Genomic DNA, 14,930 nt, shown 5'->3' with positions numbered 1-14,930 from the left:
GCTATTTAGCTTGTTTCAACCGTTTGGTCAAATCAATGATTTCGATCGCAAGTTCAAGTTCTAATTGCTGGTTTCCTTTTTGTCTTGCTTCTTGCTGCTGGATTCGTTTTTGATTGATTTCTTCAGCAATGCCCGACTTTTGAAATACCTGCAGAATGTCCTGAAATTCTTGTTCAGTCCCTTCCTCAGAAGCTTTAAGATCTGCAATATCGATCACCATTTTTTTCATTGAATCTTCTTTTAAAAAATCTAAGAACTTTGCTAAAACAAAGTGTTCTTCTGTTTCCATATACGCATCAAACAGCAGATAAAGCTGTTGGTAACGATCATGGATAAAGGATATGCCACTCGCTCGAAAGCGATGGTTTAACGTACTGTCATGAAACAAACGGTACAATAATAATTCTTGTGCTTTTTCTACCTGTGTTTTGGGCTGCTGCCGCGTTGGCGGCGTAAAGACCATAGGATTGGTTGTTGGCGCTGGCGGCGGTGCATCTTGCCGCGGCTGCTGCTCTTGCCGGTTTTGCTTGAGCTGCTGCTGCAAGGTCTCACGGCTCAAGTTGAACTCTGTGGACAACTGAGTCAAATAACGGTCTTGCTCCAGCAAAGAATCCACCCGCTGTAATTCCTTTAAAACGACTTGGACATAATCTAGCTGCTCTTTCTCATTGGCCAAATTTCGATTTGCTCGATGGTAATCCATTTTGAAAGCAAAGACGGTTTCTTTCCCATGTACAGCTAATTTATAAAAAGCTTCTGTCCCATATTTGCGCAAATAGTCATCTGGGTCCATCCGTTCCGGCACTCGAACCACAGATAATTTCAAGCGGCTATTGTTTTGCAAAAGATCGATCCCACGGTTCGTGGCTTCAACCCCTGCACTATCTCCATCGTAACAAAGAATCACTTCTTGTGCCACTCGCTCGATGTGAGCGATCTGCTGATTGGTCAGGCTGGTCCCCATCGAGGCGATCCCATTTTCGATCCCTGCTTGCCAAGCGGCGATCACGTCCATAAATCCTTCAAATAAATACACTTGGCCATCTTTACGCATCGCTCGTCGCGCTTTGTCAAAGTTGAAAAGAACCTCGCGTTTATTGAAAAGAATCGTTTCAGGACTATTTAAATATTTTGGTTGGTCTTGATCACCGACTTTTTCGCTTGCTAACCACCGACCAGAAAAACCAATCGTTTTCCCCTGAGGATTGCGGATCGGAAACATGATTCGCTGGTAAAAGCGATCCGCCAGTGAGCCATCGTTGCGCTGAACAAAGAGTCCTGTATCAGGAAAAAACTCTGCTTTGGCTTTTTCATTCAAAAAAACTTTCTCCAAAAACGAGCGTTCATTCGGTGCAAAGCCAATATTGAACTCTTCGATCAGCGCCATCGTCAATCCACGATCTAATAAATAGTCAAGCGCTTCTTGTCCAGCAGCTGTATTCACCAACATGTGATGATAGACTTCGGCGGCTTTTTCATGTAACGCAATCAATTGACTCGTTTGTGAGGTCGCTTCATTGATGCCTTCAGACTGCTGATATTGCGGATCAAGAGGAATATCGTTCATTTCTGCTACTTTGACGACTGCTTCTGGAAAACTGATCCCTTCAAGCTCCTGTAAGAAACCATACACATTTCCACCACGACCACAACCAAAGCAATGAAAAATTTGTTTGTCCTCTGCAACGGAAAAAGAAGGTGATTTTTCATTATGGAACGGACACAAACCAAAATAATTTTTTCCAGACTTCTTTAACTGGACATACTGTCCCACGATATCGACGATATTGCTACGTTCGCGAATGTCGTCAATGACCGTTTGAGGAATTCGTGCCATCCACTCACCTCCATTTGATAAGTATTCATCGGTTTACTAGGTAAAAAAACGCACTAATAGATATCAGTGCGAAGAATAATTAGACAGAATCACTCATAATGATTTTACCATATTTTATTTGTATTTCAAGCTTTTTTGTTTCACTTATTTTACAACGCTTATGAAAAGAAACGCGCCGTAACATTGATCTTCCATTGATTCATTTTTATTAAATCAGCGTAGAATAAATTGCCGCCGTTATGATACAGGTGACCACCATTATAAAAAACGGATTGGATGCCCCAGTAACGATAGGTTTGTTCCGTATCATTGCCTAACAATGGAGATAAAACCTCTCTGGAATATGTTTCTGCTAACTCTAAGGTGTTCACTCCCCCTCGGGCAGCGACATAATCAATATAATCTGTACCAAAATTATACGCTTGTACGGCGGTCCAAAGATCACAGTTCATTTGCTCGGCTTTTTCAATCAACTCTGCTAAATAGGAAACACCTTGTTCGATGCTTTGTTCTGGCGTATCGAACTGATTTTGTTTTCCATAAACACTTTCAGAACTTTGCATCGGGTCGTTGCCTTGTCCTTTTGACTCCGTCAGCATGATGCTCATGGCTAATGACTGATATTCAGAGATGTCGTGGGCTTGCGTCTGTTGCGCGATTGCTTCTTCATACGCATAGACAGCTTTCAATGCCGTATAGTTTCGATAGACCCAAACCCCTGCCCCGATCAGCAACAGCACGAGGGCCAGCTTCAGTATAAATCCTAGGAAACGTCGAATTTTTCTCATCACATACATCCCATCTTTTCTAAGTCAGAATCTATCGTACTATGAAATGAACGGGCTGACTAGAATTTTTTCTCTCCTAAAAAATCCTTAATAAAATCACAAGATTATTTAGAAAAAAACAAGCAATCCTAAGCTGACCGAGGGATTGGCGATCTTTCGACAAGAAAAAGGAAACAGCGCTTCTTCAAAAGGAAGCACTGTTTCACTCATCATTATTTTTCGATCGTGGTAACAATACCAGAACCGACTGTTCGTCCACCTTCACGAATCGAGAAGGTCGTTCCATTTTCTACAGCGATCGGATGGATCAATTCCACATCGATCGTTACGTTGTCACCAGGCATCACCATTTCCGTTCCTTCTGGTAAAACGATATTCCCAGTTACGTCCGTTGTACGGAAGTAAAATTGTGGGCGATAGTTATTAAAGAATGGGGTATGGCGACCGCCTTCTTCTTTTGTCAACACATAGACTTCCGCTTGGAATTTCGTATGCGGTGTGATAGAACCTGGTTTTGCTAACACTTGGCCACGTTCAATTTCATCACGGGTGATGCCCCGTAACAATACCCCTACGTTATCGCCAGCTTCTCCGAAGTCCATCGTTTTGCGGAACATTTCTACCCCTGTCACGACTGCTTTTTGTGTTTCAGGTTTGATTCCGACGATTTCTACTTCATCCCCGACTTTTACCATGCCGCGATCGATCCGACCAGAAGCAACGGTTCCCCGTCCTGTGATCGAAAAGACATCTTCGATCGGTAACAACAATGGTTTGTCAGTATCTCGTTCAGGCGTTGGGATATATTCATCTACTGTATCCATCAGCGTTAAGATCGCTGCTTCAGCATCTGGGTCCCCTTCCAAGGCTTTTAACGCAGAGCCCTTGATCACAGGAATGTCGTCGCCAGGAAAATCATATTCAGTCAGCAATTCTCTGACTTCCATTTCAACTAAATCGATCAACTCGTCATCATCGACAAGGTCCGTTTTATTCAAAAAGACGATCAAATGTTTCACACCCACTTGACGAGAAAGCAAAATATGCTCCCGTGTTTGTGGCATTGGGCCATCTGTCGCTGATACGACCAAGATTGCGCCGTCCATTTGAGCAGCCCCTGTAATCATATTTTTCACATAATCCGCGTGTCCCGGTGCATCGATATGGGCATAGTGCCGTTTTTCCGTTTCATATTCCACATGAGCAGTATTGATTGTGATACCACGTTCGCGTTCCTCAGGAGCCGCGTCGATACTTGCGTAATCTTGCGGATTGGCAAGCCCTTTTTTCCCAAGAACTGTGGTAATTGCAGCAGTCAAGGTGGTTTTCCCATGGTCGACGTGTCCAATCGTTCCGATGTTGACATGGGGTTTGCTACGATCATAATGTTGTTTTGCCATATTTTTTCCCTCCTAGAGAAAGTTGAGTCGTTGGTTGACTCGAATCATATTTTTGCGATTTACGCTTCCAAAGAGATAAGGATTAACTTATTTTTTGTAAGTTTAAATCTACCCTTATTATAGGTCAAAATTAGTCAAAGTCAAGCAAGAGGTCTCGGCAGCTAATCCCTAAGAATTTCTTTGCTTTTTGTGATCCATTGGACGCAAGCCTGGTTTTTATGAATAATAGAAGATGAGGTGAGAAATGTGAAGAAAATCATTGCAGCGCTGGTTTTTACAGCAATTTTTCTTAGCGGCTGCTTCCTTACTTATGACTATTACTATGGTGGAAGTGACTACTATACAGTTATCAACGATGCGGGGGAACACGATACCGAAGTCAGTGACGAGGGGGTAGTTGAAAACATCTATCGTTACACACAAACAGCCTACAGCGCCTCTGGTGACGTCAAAACGGTCAAAATGAATGAACACCGTTCCGCTCCTTTGAAAGAAGGCGCCTATTTGAAACTATTGGTCAATCCAAACAAAGGCGTTATAAGCTGGGAAGAAGTTTCTGAAGAAGACGTTCCTCAAGCGGCTCTTGAAAAGTTGACCCCTCAATAATTGCTGCTATCAAGCAAGCGTCTGTAAAAAAGCAGGGCGTCCTCTTTCTAAATGAGGACGCCCTGCTTTTTGTGCTCTATAATTTATGGGCCTGATGAATCAGAATTGATTCTTCAGCCCTATTTTCATTATTGACAAAGAGCCGCTTTTTTGTACTTGTTTTGCCATCGTCTGCTTAGAAACAGCTCTTGTTACATCCGATTAATCACTTCTTCTACATTTTTGATCGTTACGGAAATCGTGCCATCGGGGTTATTGATAAATTCGATCAAATTCGGATCTCGGTAAACATCCAAAGGAACGATCAATTCGATTCCATTCGATAATTTTAGTTTTTGCTTACCAAATTTTTTCTCCGAGATCTCACGAACATCCCGCATCATCGGTGCTTGATTGACGAATCCTTTTTCAACCACTTCTTCTTGAAATGAAAGCTGAGCAGTAATATTGTCTTTAAAGACTTTTTGCGCCACTTCACTCACATCGATATGACCAGACTCTTCGATCGTATCGTAGACCGCTTCTTTCAAATCGGCAACAACGTTATAGGTGGGTGTTTCAAATTTCTGACCAATTTTTTCGGCTACTTTTTTGATGACTTTGACATTTTCTTCTAAAGATGGGATCGGTTCGGCATCAATGACTTTTGTTGAAAAGTAGGCGTATTTTTCACCTGAAAAGCTATATTTCTTTTCAATCAGTTCAAAGTCTAAGCTCTCCAAATCGATCGTGATCCCTTCATCTGCCTTTTGGGTTTTACCAGCTAGTAAGGCACGATGCAAAATCAAATTATTTTCGATCCCAGCCTCCCCATTATCAATAAAATGCGTATAACCATCTTGATAATTGACCTTCAAAAAAGCCAGCTGCATTCTTGTATCTAATTCATATAAGACGACAAACGCATCCGCACTTGGCGCATCTTCACTTTCCTTGTACGCTTCATACCAGCGTTGCACGATCGCTTCACTGGCTGCGATAAAGTCGTCTGGTGCTTGTTTGACCAATTGAGCGATCGTTGAAGTTTCGAGTAAACGACCTGTTTTGGTTTGCGGTGTAGCAAGTTTCTGTATTTTCTTCGTCAAATAATCACGAATGTATTCTGTTGTTAAATCAAGTTCAACTTGAGAAAAAACTGGATCGCCTGTTTGACGGTCCACAATGTGTAAAATCGCATGTTTCAAATAAATATCCATTGGTTACGCTCCTTATCCATTTGTCTAGTGTACAAAATAAATAGGCGAACTGACAAGAGCGAATCGGCATTTTCCTTCAACATTCGCTTTCTTTTTAAAAGGTGCAATCATTGGAAATTCCTGCCTCGTCTGCTAAACTAGAAGTATCACAGAAAACGGAGGAATGAACATGAACAGCTATACGTTATCAAACAATGTGACCATCCCTGAGCTAGGCTTTGGCACATGGCAAACACCAGACGGCGACGTTGCCGTAGCATCAGTCAAAAAAGCACTAGAAGTAGGTTACCGCCATATTGATACAGCACAAGGCTATAAAAACGAAGCCAGTGTTGGTCAAGCGATCAAAGAAAGCGGCATTCCCCGTGAAGAGCTTTTCTTGACTACAAAATTATGGAATGCGAACCATTCTTATGATCTTGTGATGTCCTCTTTTGAAGAATCTTTAGAAAAATTACAAACAGACTATATCGATCTTTTCTTGATCCATTGGCCAAATCCAGTGGCTTTTCGCGACAATTGGCAAACAGCGAACGCAGAAACATGGCGTGCTTTTGAAGAGTTGTATCAAGCAGGCAAAATCAAAGCGATCGGCGTCAGCAACTTCTTACCACATCATTTTGAAGAATTAAAAAAAACAGCGACTATCTTCCCAATGGTCAATCAAATTTTCCTTGCACCTGGCGAGTTACAAGAAGAAGTCGTGACTTATTGCCAAGAACACGATGTATTGCTTGAAGCATACAGCCCATTAGGTACTGGGAAGATCTTTGATGTACCAGAAATGAAAGCCTTAGCTGAAAAGCATCAAAAATCAATCGCTCAAGTTGCATTACGCTGGTCTTTACAACATGGTTTCTTGCCATTACCAAAATCAGTCACACCAAGTCGGATCGAAGAAAACATTCACGTCTTTGATTTTGAGCTATCTGAAGAGGACATGAAAACGATCGATCAATTAGATGGTGTGGTTGGGAAAGCGACCAATCCAGATACGACAGGGTTTTAATTTCACTCTCTATAAAGGAGAAGCCTATGAAAAAAACTGATTTGAATCATCTCTCCCCTGCTGTTCAAAAAGCCTTACATGCTGATTTTGTTTTTCTCGTTTGGCCAGACAAAGTCCAACACTTTCCAGCACGTCAATGGACGACCAGCGACTATCAGCAGATGCTGACCGAGAAACTTACTGGGGAACCACGCTTTTTTCTTTGGGAAAACTACTTAGTCGCAACTGGAGAAAATGACCTTTTGGTCCTGATACCCAAGTACCATCAAATCAATGATCTAGTAGAAACACCAGCGCCGCTTTTTTAGCAGCGTTGGTGTTTTTTCAGGAAGTATATAAATTTTTTTGTATTTTTTCATGAGAATCACTGTTCTTTTCTGCAAATTTTCCTTATAATCGATAGTGATCGAGAGGAGAAGATTATGAAAAAGAAACAATTAGCAAAATTGAAACAACAATTCCGCCCGTCTTATGAAACAGCTCGACAACAGTTGTTTACAGCGATCGAGCGCAAAACAGCAGATAAGTTTGACCTTCCGACGACTGTGTATATCAATCCTAAAAACCAAGAGGAATTATTGATTGAATTGTTGAAGGAAACGCCAAAAGAACAAAAAATCGCTGTTCCTTTAGATGAGAACTTCAAGATCGTCGTGAAACGAATCCAACGCTTAGAAGCTGGTTTGCTTGATCGTTTCAGCGATAACTTAGTCGATGAGATCGCTGCTTACTGGTTGCCGACCAATCCGCAAGAAAGTACGGCACCCGCTCCTGCAAAAGAACCAGCGAAAGTGAAGGAAGAATCAGCACCAGCTGAAGCAGCTGCACCGACTACCTCTGCATCAACTAAAGAAGTAGAAAAAGCAACTGAAACAATGGCTGATACTGCTGACAACACAATGACTTTTTCAGCATTTGCTGAAAAAATCGCAGCATTCCCTAAATTTTCTGCCAAACAATCTTCAGGAGAAACGATCGTGATCGAAACTTCCCCGAAAGAAGATCGTGTTCTAGCAACGATTTCTGAAACAGAAAGTGATACTTTTACCATCGAAACTGCGCTAGAGCGCAAATACAAAGTAAAATTAGAAGTCATTCCATTGATCGAGGCGTATGCCCACACGGCGATTTCGAAACGATAAAAAGACTGGGAGAATGGTTCATTCTCCCAGTTTTTTTATATCCCGACGATAGTGAATAAAAATATAGCTGATTGATTTTTACTCTTTGCTTAAAATCAGTAAGAATTACCACAATTTATTAAATTTGTCCTTCTCCACAGACGAAATTAATGGGATACTTTAGTATTCCTTTGCTTCTTTTGCGTCAATCCTTCTTCCTTAAACACTAGCTTCTCTTCCTTCTTCAATAAACTAAAGTACTCTGCCAAGATTTGCGGTGACTCTGAAAATAAAAGCGAGAAGCGGCTATTTTGGCTTTTATAAAAGGTTACAAAAGTTTGATTATTTACTGTTTGTTCAATCTCTATTGCGGTATATTGATCATATTCACCTTTTAAAACACCCAGTTTGATCAGCTGATCTGCTCCTAAGCCTTCTTTTGAAAAACCAACTAAACAGACTAAGCCGATCAGTGCAAACAATTTCAACTGGTCACTCAACTGATCTGTCCAAAAAATGACGAAAAGAAGCGCAGACAGAATGAAAGCAGTTGCCTTTTTTATAGAGCTCGCTTTTGCCTGCAAAAGAATTTTGCGCTGCTCTTTGAGTTGTATCACTAACAGAACGAGTAAAAATAAGTTGATCATAATTGCTTCCGCCATGAGTAACTTCCTTTCAGACTACCATTCTGCAATAGTGCCATCATAGTTCTTCCATTTAGGGTTAGTCCAAATCAACCCTTCTTGTGAAATATCTCTAACTCTATCCTCATCCATCTCCAACCCTAAACCGGGCTTGCTTGGTATTTCTACATAGCCATCCTTATACTGAAATACTTCTTTGTTTTTCACAAAATCTAACAGATCAAAGCCTTTATTGTAATGGATTCCTAAGCTTTGCTCTTGAATAAAAACATTTGGGGTACAAGAATCAACTTGCAGTGTTGCTGCTAAAGCAACGGGACCATATGGTGCGTGCGGGGCAACAGCCACGTCATAAGCTTCAGCCATGGCAGCTATTTTTCGCATTTCCATGATCCCTCCACATAATGCCACATCAGGCTGGATCACATCTATTGCTCCTTGCTGAAAAAGTGTTTTAAACTGCCAGCGAGTATACAGTCTCTCCCCAGTGGCTAAAGGCGTTGCCACAAGCTGGGCAACTTCTTTAAAATGTTCCTCATTCTCAGGAAGAACAACTTCTTCTAAAAACATTGGATGATAAGGTTCTAATGCCTTAGCTAAAACTTTTGCCATCGGCTTGTGGACTCTCCCATGGAAATCAATTCCAATATCCAATTTATTACCAAAGCGTTCCCTAATCGAAGCGACACGTTCCACCACTTCCTCTATCTTTACATAAGAGTCAATATAGTGCAGTTCCTCTGTTGCGTTCATTTTAACTGCAGTAAACCCACGGTCAACACGATCTTGTGCTTGCTCTGCGACATCATCCGGACGATCACCGCCGATCCAAGAATATACTTTGATTCTGTCACGAGCAGCACCGCCTAATAGTTCGTAGATAGGAACATTCAATGCTTTTCCTTTAATATCCCACAAAGCCATCTCTAGACCAGAAACGATTGTTCCATGTATGGGACCGCCACGAAAGAAAGATCGGTGCATTTCTTGGAACAATCGCTCAATCTCAAACGGGTTTTGTCCTAACAGAAATCTTTCCCCTACCTCATAAGCTCCTGCAACAACTGTTTCGGTTTTTGTTCCAGAAATCATCTCTCCCCAGCCATCGATTCCTTCATCTGTTGACAATTTTACAAAAATCCAGCGGGGTTTTACTTTATATACTGTAATTTTAGAAATTTTCAAAACAATCTACTCCTCTTTTTCGACAATATTTTATTCAATTGCTGCTTCACGATTAATTTTTTTGTTTCCTTCAAAGAAATACCATACACCGCCAAATCCTAGAAGAAGAACTGGAATACCAATCATCGGTTCATAGGTGAATGCAATGAAAACCAGGTAACTTTGAATCATTGAAGTTGCTGCAAAAGAAGAAATAAGCATGGCACTGGACCCAAGATCAATCCCTACCTGTTTGGCTATTTCGGTTAGAATAGGTGAAGTGACTGTTCCACACCAAAGCAAAGAGGCTGTGACAACTAAACCGATAATAATGTTTTTCAACAAGTTTCCTCTAGTCAATGCAACAACCATTGCTACTCGAAATGGAACTACAGCTAAATCGGCAAATGGTAACACACGATTTCCGGGTAAGACCAAAGCCATAGCAATTGTTAAAGGAATAATAATCAGTGCAGTTGTTATAACATCTGGATTGCCCACAACAACCGCTGCATCTAGTCCAATAAATAAACGGCGACCTTTAAATTTCTTCTGAGACCATTTTTGCGCTGCGTCTGAAATAGGCATTAATCCTTCCATAAAAAGAGAGGTCATTTTTGGTATCAGAACAAGGACAGCAGACATACTAACCCCTAATTGAAGAATCTGAGTGATATCATAGCCAGCTAAAAAGCCGATTGCGATACCTATGACACCGCCCATAATCATAGAGTCCCCAAAGAAGCCCAAATATTTTTGTGCATCCTTAATGGTAAACTTGGAATTTCGAAAAAGAGGAATGCGGTCTAAAAGCCAGTTTAACGGCCATGCAATTACTAAAGAAGATAAGGCTGAAACCGTGGGTAATGAAACCCCTGGAATTCCAAAAAAGTCTTCAACCAAAGGCTGTGACCAATCAGACATTTTAAATGTGACAATTGCCATTACAACTGATGCGCCCACACCTAACGCTACGTTTTTAGTCACAAAATAAACCATTACACCAACAATAGCCATATGATGATAATTCCAAATATCAACATCCAACGTTTGAGTTCTTTTGAGAACCAACAAGATGATATTAACGATCAATATAGCAAATATAAGCAGTGCAATAATTGGAGATGCCCAAGTAACCGCCGCGATTGAGCCCCATCCTACGTCCAAGGCATCCAGCTGTACGCCGGTCCGCTCTACCATAGCACGGGCTGCTGGTCCGACATTGGTTGTCATAAAATCCAGAATCAGACGAATCCCTGCAAATCCGATTCCTAGTGTTAGCCCAGACTTAAATGCTCTTGAGATTTTCAAACCGAAAATCATGCCGATAATTGTAATAATGACAGGAAGCATCACTGTAGGACCAGCGTCAATAAAGAAATTGAATACATTCATTACGTAATTCATTCTTTTTTCTCCTTAACTTTTTTATTTTAAATAATTCAAAATTTCTTCCATAGTTTGTTCAGAACCAATTCCCGTTAAAATAGGCATTCCCTTTACCACAGGAACTTCACCAGTCTGACCTTCAAATTGACCAGTTGTCACTAACAAGTCATAATCTTGAACTTTACTAGGTACTTCCATCAGTTTGGTTTGGGTTGTGGAAGCCTCAACTCCATGTTCATTCAGATAATCCTTCACTTTTGATGCTACTACGGTTGAAGTCGCAATCCCATTCCCACAAGCAATTAAAATTCTTTTCATTTTCATTTCCTCCTATTTTTTAGGCTATCGCCTTTTTTAATAATGTTAGCAATTTTAGATCCGAATTCGCCGCCGTCATTTGTTCACGAAGTGGCTCATCTTGAATAATACTGACAATCTTTTGTAACATCTCCACTTGGCCGTGCGGTTCACCGATGGCCATCATGATAACGATTTTAGTAGGTAAAATGACTTGATTATCTTCCATATTGCGAAACCCTACAGCTGTTTCTAAGGTTGCAATCGCCAAAGTTGTTTGATTGACCAAATCAAAATTTGCATGAGGAATTGCTACGCCGGGCTGTGTCGAAGGTAAACCGGTTGGATATTCGGACTCGCGTAACTGTATTGCTTCGATATAATCTTCTTTGACATAGCCTCGTTGGTATAGTTCATTCGCTAAAAAAGCAAGGACTTCTTTATCACTGCCTGCTTTTATATTTCGAAATACTAGTTCTTCGTTCAGTTGCAATTCCATTTGTTTTCCTCCTTAAATCTCTGTCGCTAATTTCTGTAGTGATAGCGCTAGTTTTGCTGGGTCAGCAGCTTGCAAGTCTTGCGATTGAAAAAGATTGGAACCTAAACCAAGATAACTCGCTCCATGGTCAAAATATTCCTTGGCGTTAGAAATCGAAATTCCACCAACACCCATCAAAGGTAGCATGCCCAATGGAGCTTGCACATCTGTGAAAAAGCGTGGTGTCACAACTGCAGCGGGGAAAACTTTAACGATATCCGCTCCATCTGTAAACATCTCATTGATCTCAGAAGGGCTCATTGCCGCCGGTACTGAGAGCACTTGCTCTTTCCTTGCAAAATCCATTATTTGCTTCGTAAAACGATGGGGACCTAATAAAAAACGAGCCCCAGCTGCGACGGCTTTTTGGGCGTCAGGTAACGTTCTTACTGTTCCTGCCCCAATGAGAATAGTTTCACCAAATAATTTGCTTAACTTGTTGATATGTTCTAGAGCCCCTAAAGTGTTTAATGTGATTTCAACTGCAAACTCTTTCTCAAGCCCACTCATTGCCGTTAAAACTGCATAAGCTTGTTCATATGTGTAACCCCTCATAATAATTGTAAAGCGTGGGTAATCTTCTACTTTCATCGTTTTCCTCCTAAGTCACTTGTCTAATTAGCTGATAAGCTGTTTTCGTATCTGAGCTTTCCTTCAAACGATTTAAAAACGTAGAATCATTACTAATATCTGCTAACTGATTCACAGCTTTCAAATGTTTCGTCAAATCATAAAACGATAATGGATAAATAAAATGGATTTTTTTACCGTTTGGAAAAGCGATTGGCTCAGCAGCAATCAATAGACTTATCCCGTCTTTTAACACGCCATTTTGTGGTGCTGTATGCGGGATACACGTTTGACTCCCTAAATACCCAGCGTATCCTTGTTCTTCGATTTGATCCAAACAATCTTGAATAAACAGCTCTGTAATCATCTGATTTTCTAACAAAGGATGGCAAGCAAATTTCACTGCTTGTTGCCAAGTTAGCTTCTCTGACGTTTTTCTTATAAAATCGGGTTTCAAATAATCAGTCAATGATGGTAACGCTTTAAAATTTTCTAAAGGTGAATCTTGCTTTTGCTTCAATAAAAAGTACTCTAACTCTTCCCTTAGTTGCTTCGTATCATTTACTTGAGCATATGTGCGAATCACCGAAAACAACTCATCAACTGAGCGGTCTACTTCATTTAATCCTAACTCTTTTAACACACGGTATCGCAGACTGATCTGCTGCTTATAAGTCATGATAGGATCAATAATAAATTGCGGTAATTCACTGTTTAATGCAGTAGTTGTAAAAACCAAGTCATAATCCGTTCCAAATTTATAAAAATCTCTTACTGAAAATGAAGCTAAAAAATGCAACTCGGGAAATAGTTTTTTTAAATTTTCTCTCATCAGTTTTGAAACCATAACCCCATTTGCACAGACAACTACTGCCCTTGGTAATTGCGCTGCTATTTGACGAGGACTCATTAATTGAAAACCAAAGTAATAAGATAGAAGTGCCAACTCATCATTTGGAAACGCTCGGCCTAACCAGTTTTCTGTGGGAACAATCAGCTCCTTCATAAGATCCTTCAAAATTGCATGGTTGCTATCTTGAACTAAGCTATCAAGGGAGTACATACCCAAGCTCAAATTGTATTTTATACGAAAACATGCTGGACGCAGATGGCCCAAAATCCGACGTTCAAATGCCTCTCTATCTTCAATCATAATTAGTGTTTGGTTTTGAAAACTTGTAACCATTTCACTGATCAAACATCTTAATTCACTATCTGAATCAAATACTTGAGTCGTCTTACGTTCAAAAATATTAGATGTCAAAAATAGCAGAGCTAGCCAAGAAAGATAGTTAGGAGACATGCTGGACCAAGGTGTATCTTGAAGCAAAATAGTCAGAACTTTATATTCTGGAGTTTTTCGAATCTCTATTTGTACCATTTCATCTTTTGAAGCAATCGGTGAAGTTGCACGTTGCAAGGTCATTCTTACAGCTGATTGCAGATAATCAATAGATTCATCTGAATACCTTAAATGAAGCAATTGCTCCATGTTGTGTATCAAATGAACAACCTCTTCTTCGGGAATAGTCGGTGCCAATTTTCCTTTAATATCATCAAGACGAAATAATGAATGCTGCTTAATTAAATCAGAGAGCAGTTGTAAGATTCTCCTTTCCAATCCTTGCAGTTGATAACCGCTTTGACGATCATAGTGAATGGACAGGGCGTATTTGCTAACAAACTGCTTCGCTTTCTTTAAATCTTCTTGAATCGTATTGCGACTTACCGATAAGAGCTGTGTAAAATGATCCATGCCAATGTAACCGGTATTAGTACATAAATAACTTAACATGATGGCAATCCGCTCATATTCAGAGAAAATTGTAACCATGGCAGAAGAATCTTCTTTATTTTGTTCAAGAGAAATCATTCGTAACATTTCTAAAGGAATAATAAAATCTCCCATATGGTTACGCCTGATTTGAGGCAAACCGTTTTCAAGTAACTCCTCATTAAATTGCTTAATGGAATAATTAATCTGTCTTCTTGTTAAAGAAAGTGATGTGGTTAACTCTGCCATCTTTGTCTCGGGTTTTTTTACCAATCGTGTGAGAATTCTTAGGATCCGTTCATTCATTTGATTCCCTCCTGATGAAATCATTATAGCTTTGATTCTTCGTAAAAAGATGTATAATTGAAAGCGTTTATTGTCATAGTTGTTTTTTCTTTTTGTCCTAGTAAAACTAGTTTTGATAAATCGCTGCTTGGAACCGACAAATAAAAAAAGTCCTCTATCAGCAAAAGTACAGCGAGATTTTTTATCTATTGCATTATTATCTCCAAAACAAAAAAAGGACGAACTCCCTTTAGTAAGGGGATTCGTCCTTTCCATTTATTGATTAGGATAAAAAGTTTTAAAAACTAGAGA

At 40.2% G+C, this 14,930-nt stretch carries 15 protein-coding genes; 4 read left to right on the top strand and 11 right to left on the bottom strand.

All coding sequences use genetic code 11. The features are described from left to right. Window position 1 precedes the first annotated feature (1 nt). The 3 genes from dnaG to tuf all read right to left on the bottom strand — a co-directional run bounded on the left by dnaG (window position 2) and on the right by tuf (window position 4,025). On the bottom strand, window positions 2-1,837 hold the full coding sequence (gene dnaG, locus Q1X33_RS08215; protein WP_060792343.1) for a DNA primase: 1,836 nt from the start codon (window positions 1,835-1,837) through the stop codon (window positions 2-4). A 158-nt stretch (window positions 1,838-1,995) separates the two neighbouring features. Then, window positions 1,996-2,625, bottom strand: a complete 630-nt coding sequence (locus Q1X33_RS08210) for a lysozyme family protein (protein WP_005229291.1) — start codon at window positions 2,623-2,625, stop codon at window positions 1,996-1,998. A gap of 212 nt (window positions 2,626-2,837) precedes the next feature. Beyond that, window positions 2,838-4,025 carry an elongation factor Tu gene (gene tuf / locus Q1X33_RS08205; RefSeq protein ID WP_005229289.1) on the bottom strand — a complete coding sequence of 396 codons (1,188 nt, stop codon included), beginning with the start codon at window positions 4,023-4,025 and terminating at the stop codon, window positions 2,838-2,840. Window positions 4,026-4,271: 246 nt separating this feature from the next. On the opposite strand from tuf, the gene Q1X33_RS08200 reads away from it, so the two are divergent. Continuing rightward, complete coding sequence (locus tag Q1X33_RS08200) at window positions 4,272-4,631, top strand: YxeA family protein (protein WP_005229287.1); 360 nt, start codon at window positions 4,272-4,274, stop codon at window positions 4,629-4,631. 191 nt (window positions 4,632-4,822) lie between these two features. On the opposite strand, the gene Q1X33_RS08195 is transcribed toward Q1X33_RS08200, so the two are convergent. Continuing rightward, entirely contained in the window at window positions 4,823-5,827 is a 1,005-nt protein-coding gene (locus Q1X33_RS08195; protein ID WP_301969628.1) for a nucleoid-associated protein, read from the bottom strand. A 169-nt stretch (window positions 5,828-5,996) separates the two neighbouring features. On the opposite strand from Q1X33_RS08195, the gene Q1X33_RS08190 reads away from it, so the two are divergent. The 3 genes from Q1X33_RS08190 to Q1X33_RS08180 all read left to right on the top strand — a co-directional run bounded on the left by Q1X33_RS08190 (window position 5,997) and on the right by Q1X33_RS08180 (window position 7,978). Then, complete coding sequence (locus tag Q1X33_RS08190; RefSeq protein WP_015510083.1) at window positions 5,997-6,836, top strand: aldo/keto reductase; 840 nt, start codon at window positions 5,997-5,999, stop codon at window positions 6,834-6,836. 26 nt (window positions 6,837-6,862) lie between these two features. Then, window positions 6,863-7,144 (top strand): hypothetical protein, encoded by a 282-nt coding sequence (locus Q1X33_RS08185; protein WP_005229280.1) that lies wholly within the window; start codon window positions 6,863-6,865, stop codon window positions 7,142-7,144. Window positions 7,145-7,258: 114 nt separating this feature from the next. Beyond that, entirely contained in the window at window positions 7,259-7,978 is a 720-nt protein-coding gene (locus Q1X33_RS08180; RefSeq protein ID WP_034869279.1) for a hypothetical protein, read from the top strand. A 146-nt stretch (window positions 7,979-8,124) separates the two neighbouring features. On the opposite strand, the gene Q1X33_RS08175 is transcribed toward Q1X33_RS08180, so the two are convergent. The 7 genes from Q1X33_RS08175 to Q1X33_RS08145 are packed head-to-tail and all read right to left on the bottom strand — an operon-like array spanning window position 8,125 to window position 14,639. Next, window positions 8,125-8,619 (bottom strand): hypothetical protein, encoded by a 495-nt coding sequence (locus tag Q1X33_RS08175; RefSeq protein WP_301969627.1) that lies wholly within the window; start codon window positions 8,617-8,619, stop codon window positions 8,125-8,127. A gap of 18 nt (window positions 8,620-8,637) precedes the next feature. Continuing rightward, the gene (gene dgoD / locus Q1X33_RS08170; RefSeq protein ID WP_005231910.1) at window positions 8,638-9,786 is read right to left on the bottom strand and encodes a galactonate dehydratase; all 1,149 of its coding nucleotides are present in this window, start codon (window positions 9,784-9,786) and stop codon (window positions 8,638-8,640) included. Between the two features lie 30 nt (window positions 9,787-9,816). Beyond that, a complete protein-coding gene (locus Q1X33_RS08165; RefSeq protein WP_034869275.1) occupies window positions 9,817-11,172 on the bottom strand; it encodes a PTS galactitol transporter subunit IIC in 1,356 nt (451 codons plus the stop codon). A gap of 21 nt (window positions 11,173-11,193) precedes the next feature. Continuing rightward, complete coding sequence (locus tag Q1X33_RS08160; RefSeq protein ID WP_005229267.1) at window positions 11,194-11,472, bottom strand: PTS sugar transporter subunit IIB; 279 nt, start codon at window positions 11,470-11,472, stop codon at window positions 11,194-11,196. Between the two features lie 19 nt (window positions 11,473-11,491). Continuing rightward, window positions 11,492-11,950, bottom strand: a complete 459-nt coding sequence (locus Q1X33_RS08155) for a PTS sugar transporter subunit IIA (protein ID WP_005229265.1) — start codon at window positions 11,948-11,950, stop codon at window positions 11,492-11,494. A 12-nt stretch (window positions 11,951-11,962) separates the two neighbouring features. Beyond that, window positions 11,963-12,580, bottom strand: a complete 618-nt coding sequence (locus Q1X33_RS08150; RefSeq protein ID WP_005229263.1) for a bifunctional 4-hydroxy-2-oxoglutarate aldolase/2-dehydro-3-deoxy-phosphogluconate aldolase — start codon at window positions 12,578-12,580, stop codon at window positions 11,963-11,965. A 10-nt stretch (window positions 12,581-12,590) separates the two neighbouring features. Beyond that, complete coding sequence (locus Q1X33_RS08145; protein ID WP_034869272.1) at window positions 12,591-14,639, bottom strand: BglG family transcription antiterminator; 2,049 nt, start codon at window positions 14,637-14,639, stop codon at window positions 12,591-12,593. Window positions 14,640-14,930: the final 291 nt, after the last annotated feature.

Origin of the sequence: Enterococcus sp. B2E4 (assembly GCF_030499455.1) — a bacterium.
In the GTDB taxonomy this organism is placed as follows: Bacteria; Bacillota; Bacilli; order Lactobacillales; family Enterococcaceae; genus Enterococcus_D; species Enterococcus_D casseliflavus.
This window is presented reverse-complemented; position numbering and strand designations above follow the sequence as displayed.

Bases quoted from the DNA above. Each gene is read 5' to 3' on its own strand.
- dnaG (WP_060792343.1), bottom strand. From the start codon at position 1,837: ATGGCACGAATTCCTCAAACGGTCATTGACGACATTCGCGAACGTAGC.
- Q1X33_RS08210 (WP_005229291.1), bottom strand. From the start codon at position 2,625: ATGAGAAAAATTCGACGTTTCCTAGGATTTATACTGAAGCTGGCCCTC.
- tuf (WP_005229289.1), bottom strand. From the start codon at position 4,025: ATGGCAAAACAACATTATGATCGTAGCAAACCCCATGTCAACATCGGA.
- Q1X33_RS08195 (WP_301969628.1), bottom strand. From the start codon at position 5,827: ATGGATATTTATTTGAAACATGCGATTTTACACATTGTGGACCGTCAA.
- Q1X33_RS08190 (WP_015510083.1), top strand. From the start codon at position 5,997: ATGAACAGCTATACGTTATCAAACAATGTGACCATCCCTGAGCTAGGC.
- Q1X33_RS08185 (WP_005229280.1), top strand. From the start codon at position 6,863: ATGAAAAAAACTGATTTGAATCATCTCTCCCCTGCTGTTCAAAAAGCC.
- Q1X33_RS08180 (WP_034869279.1), top strand. From the start codon at position 7,259: ATGAAAAAGAAACAATTAGCAAAATTGAAACAACAATTCCGCCCGTCT.
- Q1X33_RS08175 (WP_301969627.1), bottom strand. From the start codon at position 8,619: ATGGCGGAAGCAATTATGATCAACTTATTTTTACTCGTTCTGTTAGTG.
- Q1X33_RS08165 (WP_034869275.1), bottom strand. From the start codon at position 11,172: ATGAATTACGTAATGAATGTATTCAATTTCTTTATTGACGCTGGTCCT.
- Q1X33_RS08160 (WP_005229267.1), bottom strand. From the start codon at position 11,472: ATGAAAAGAATTTTAATTGCTTGTGGGAATGGGATTGCGACTTCAACC.
- Q1X33_RS08155 (WP_005229265.1), bottom strand. From the start codon at position 11,950: ATGGAATTGCAACTGAACGAAGAACTAGTATTTCGAAATATAAAAGCA.
- Q1X33_RS08150 (WP_005229263.1), bottom strand. From the start codon at position 12,580: ATGAAAGTAGAAGATTACCCACGCTTTACAATTATTATGAGGGGTTAC.
- Q1X33_RS08145 (WP_034869272.1), bottom strand. From the start codon at position 14,639: ATGAATGAACGGATCCTAAGAATTCTCACACGATTGGTAAAAAAACCC.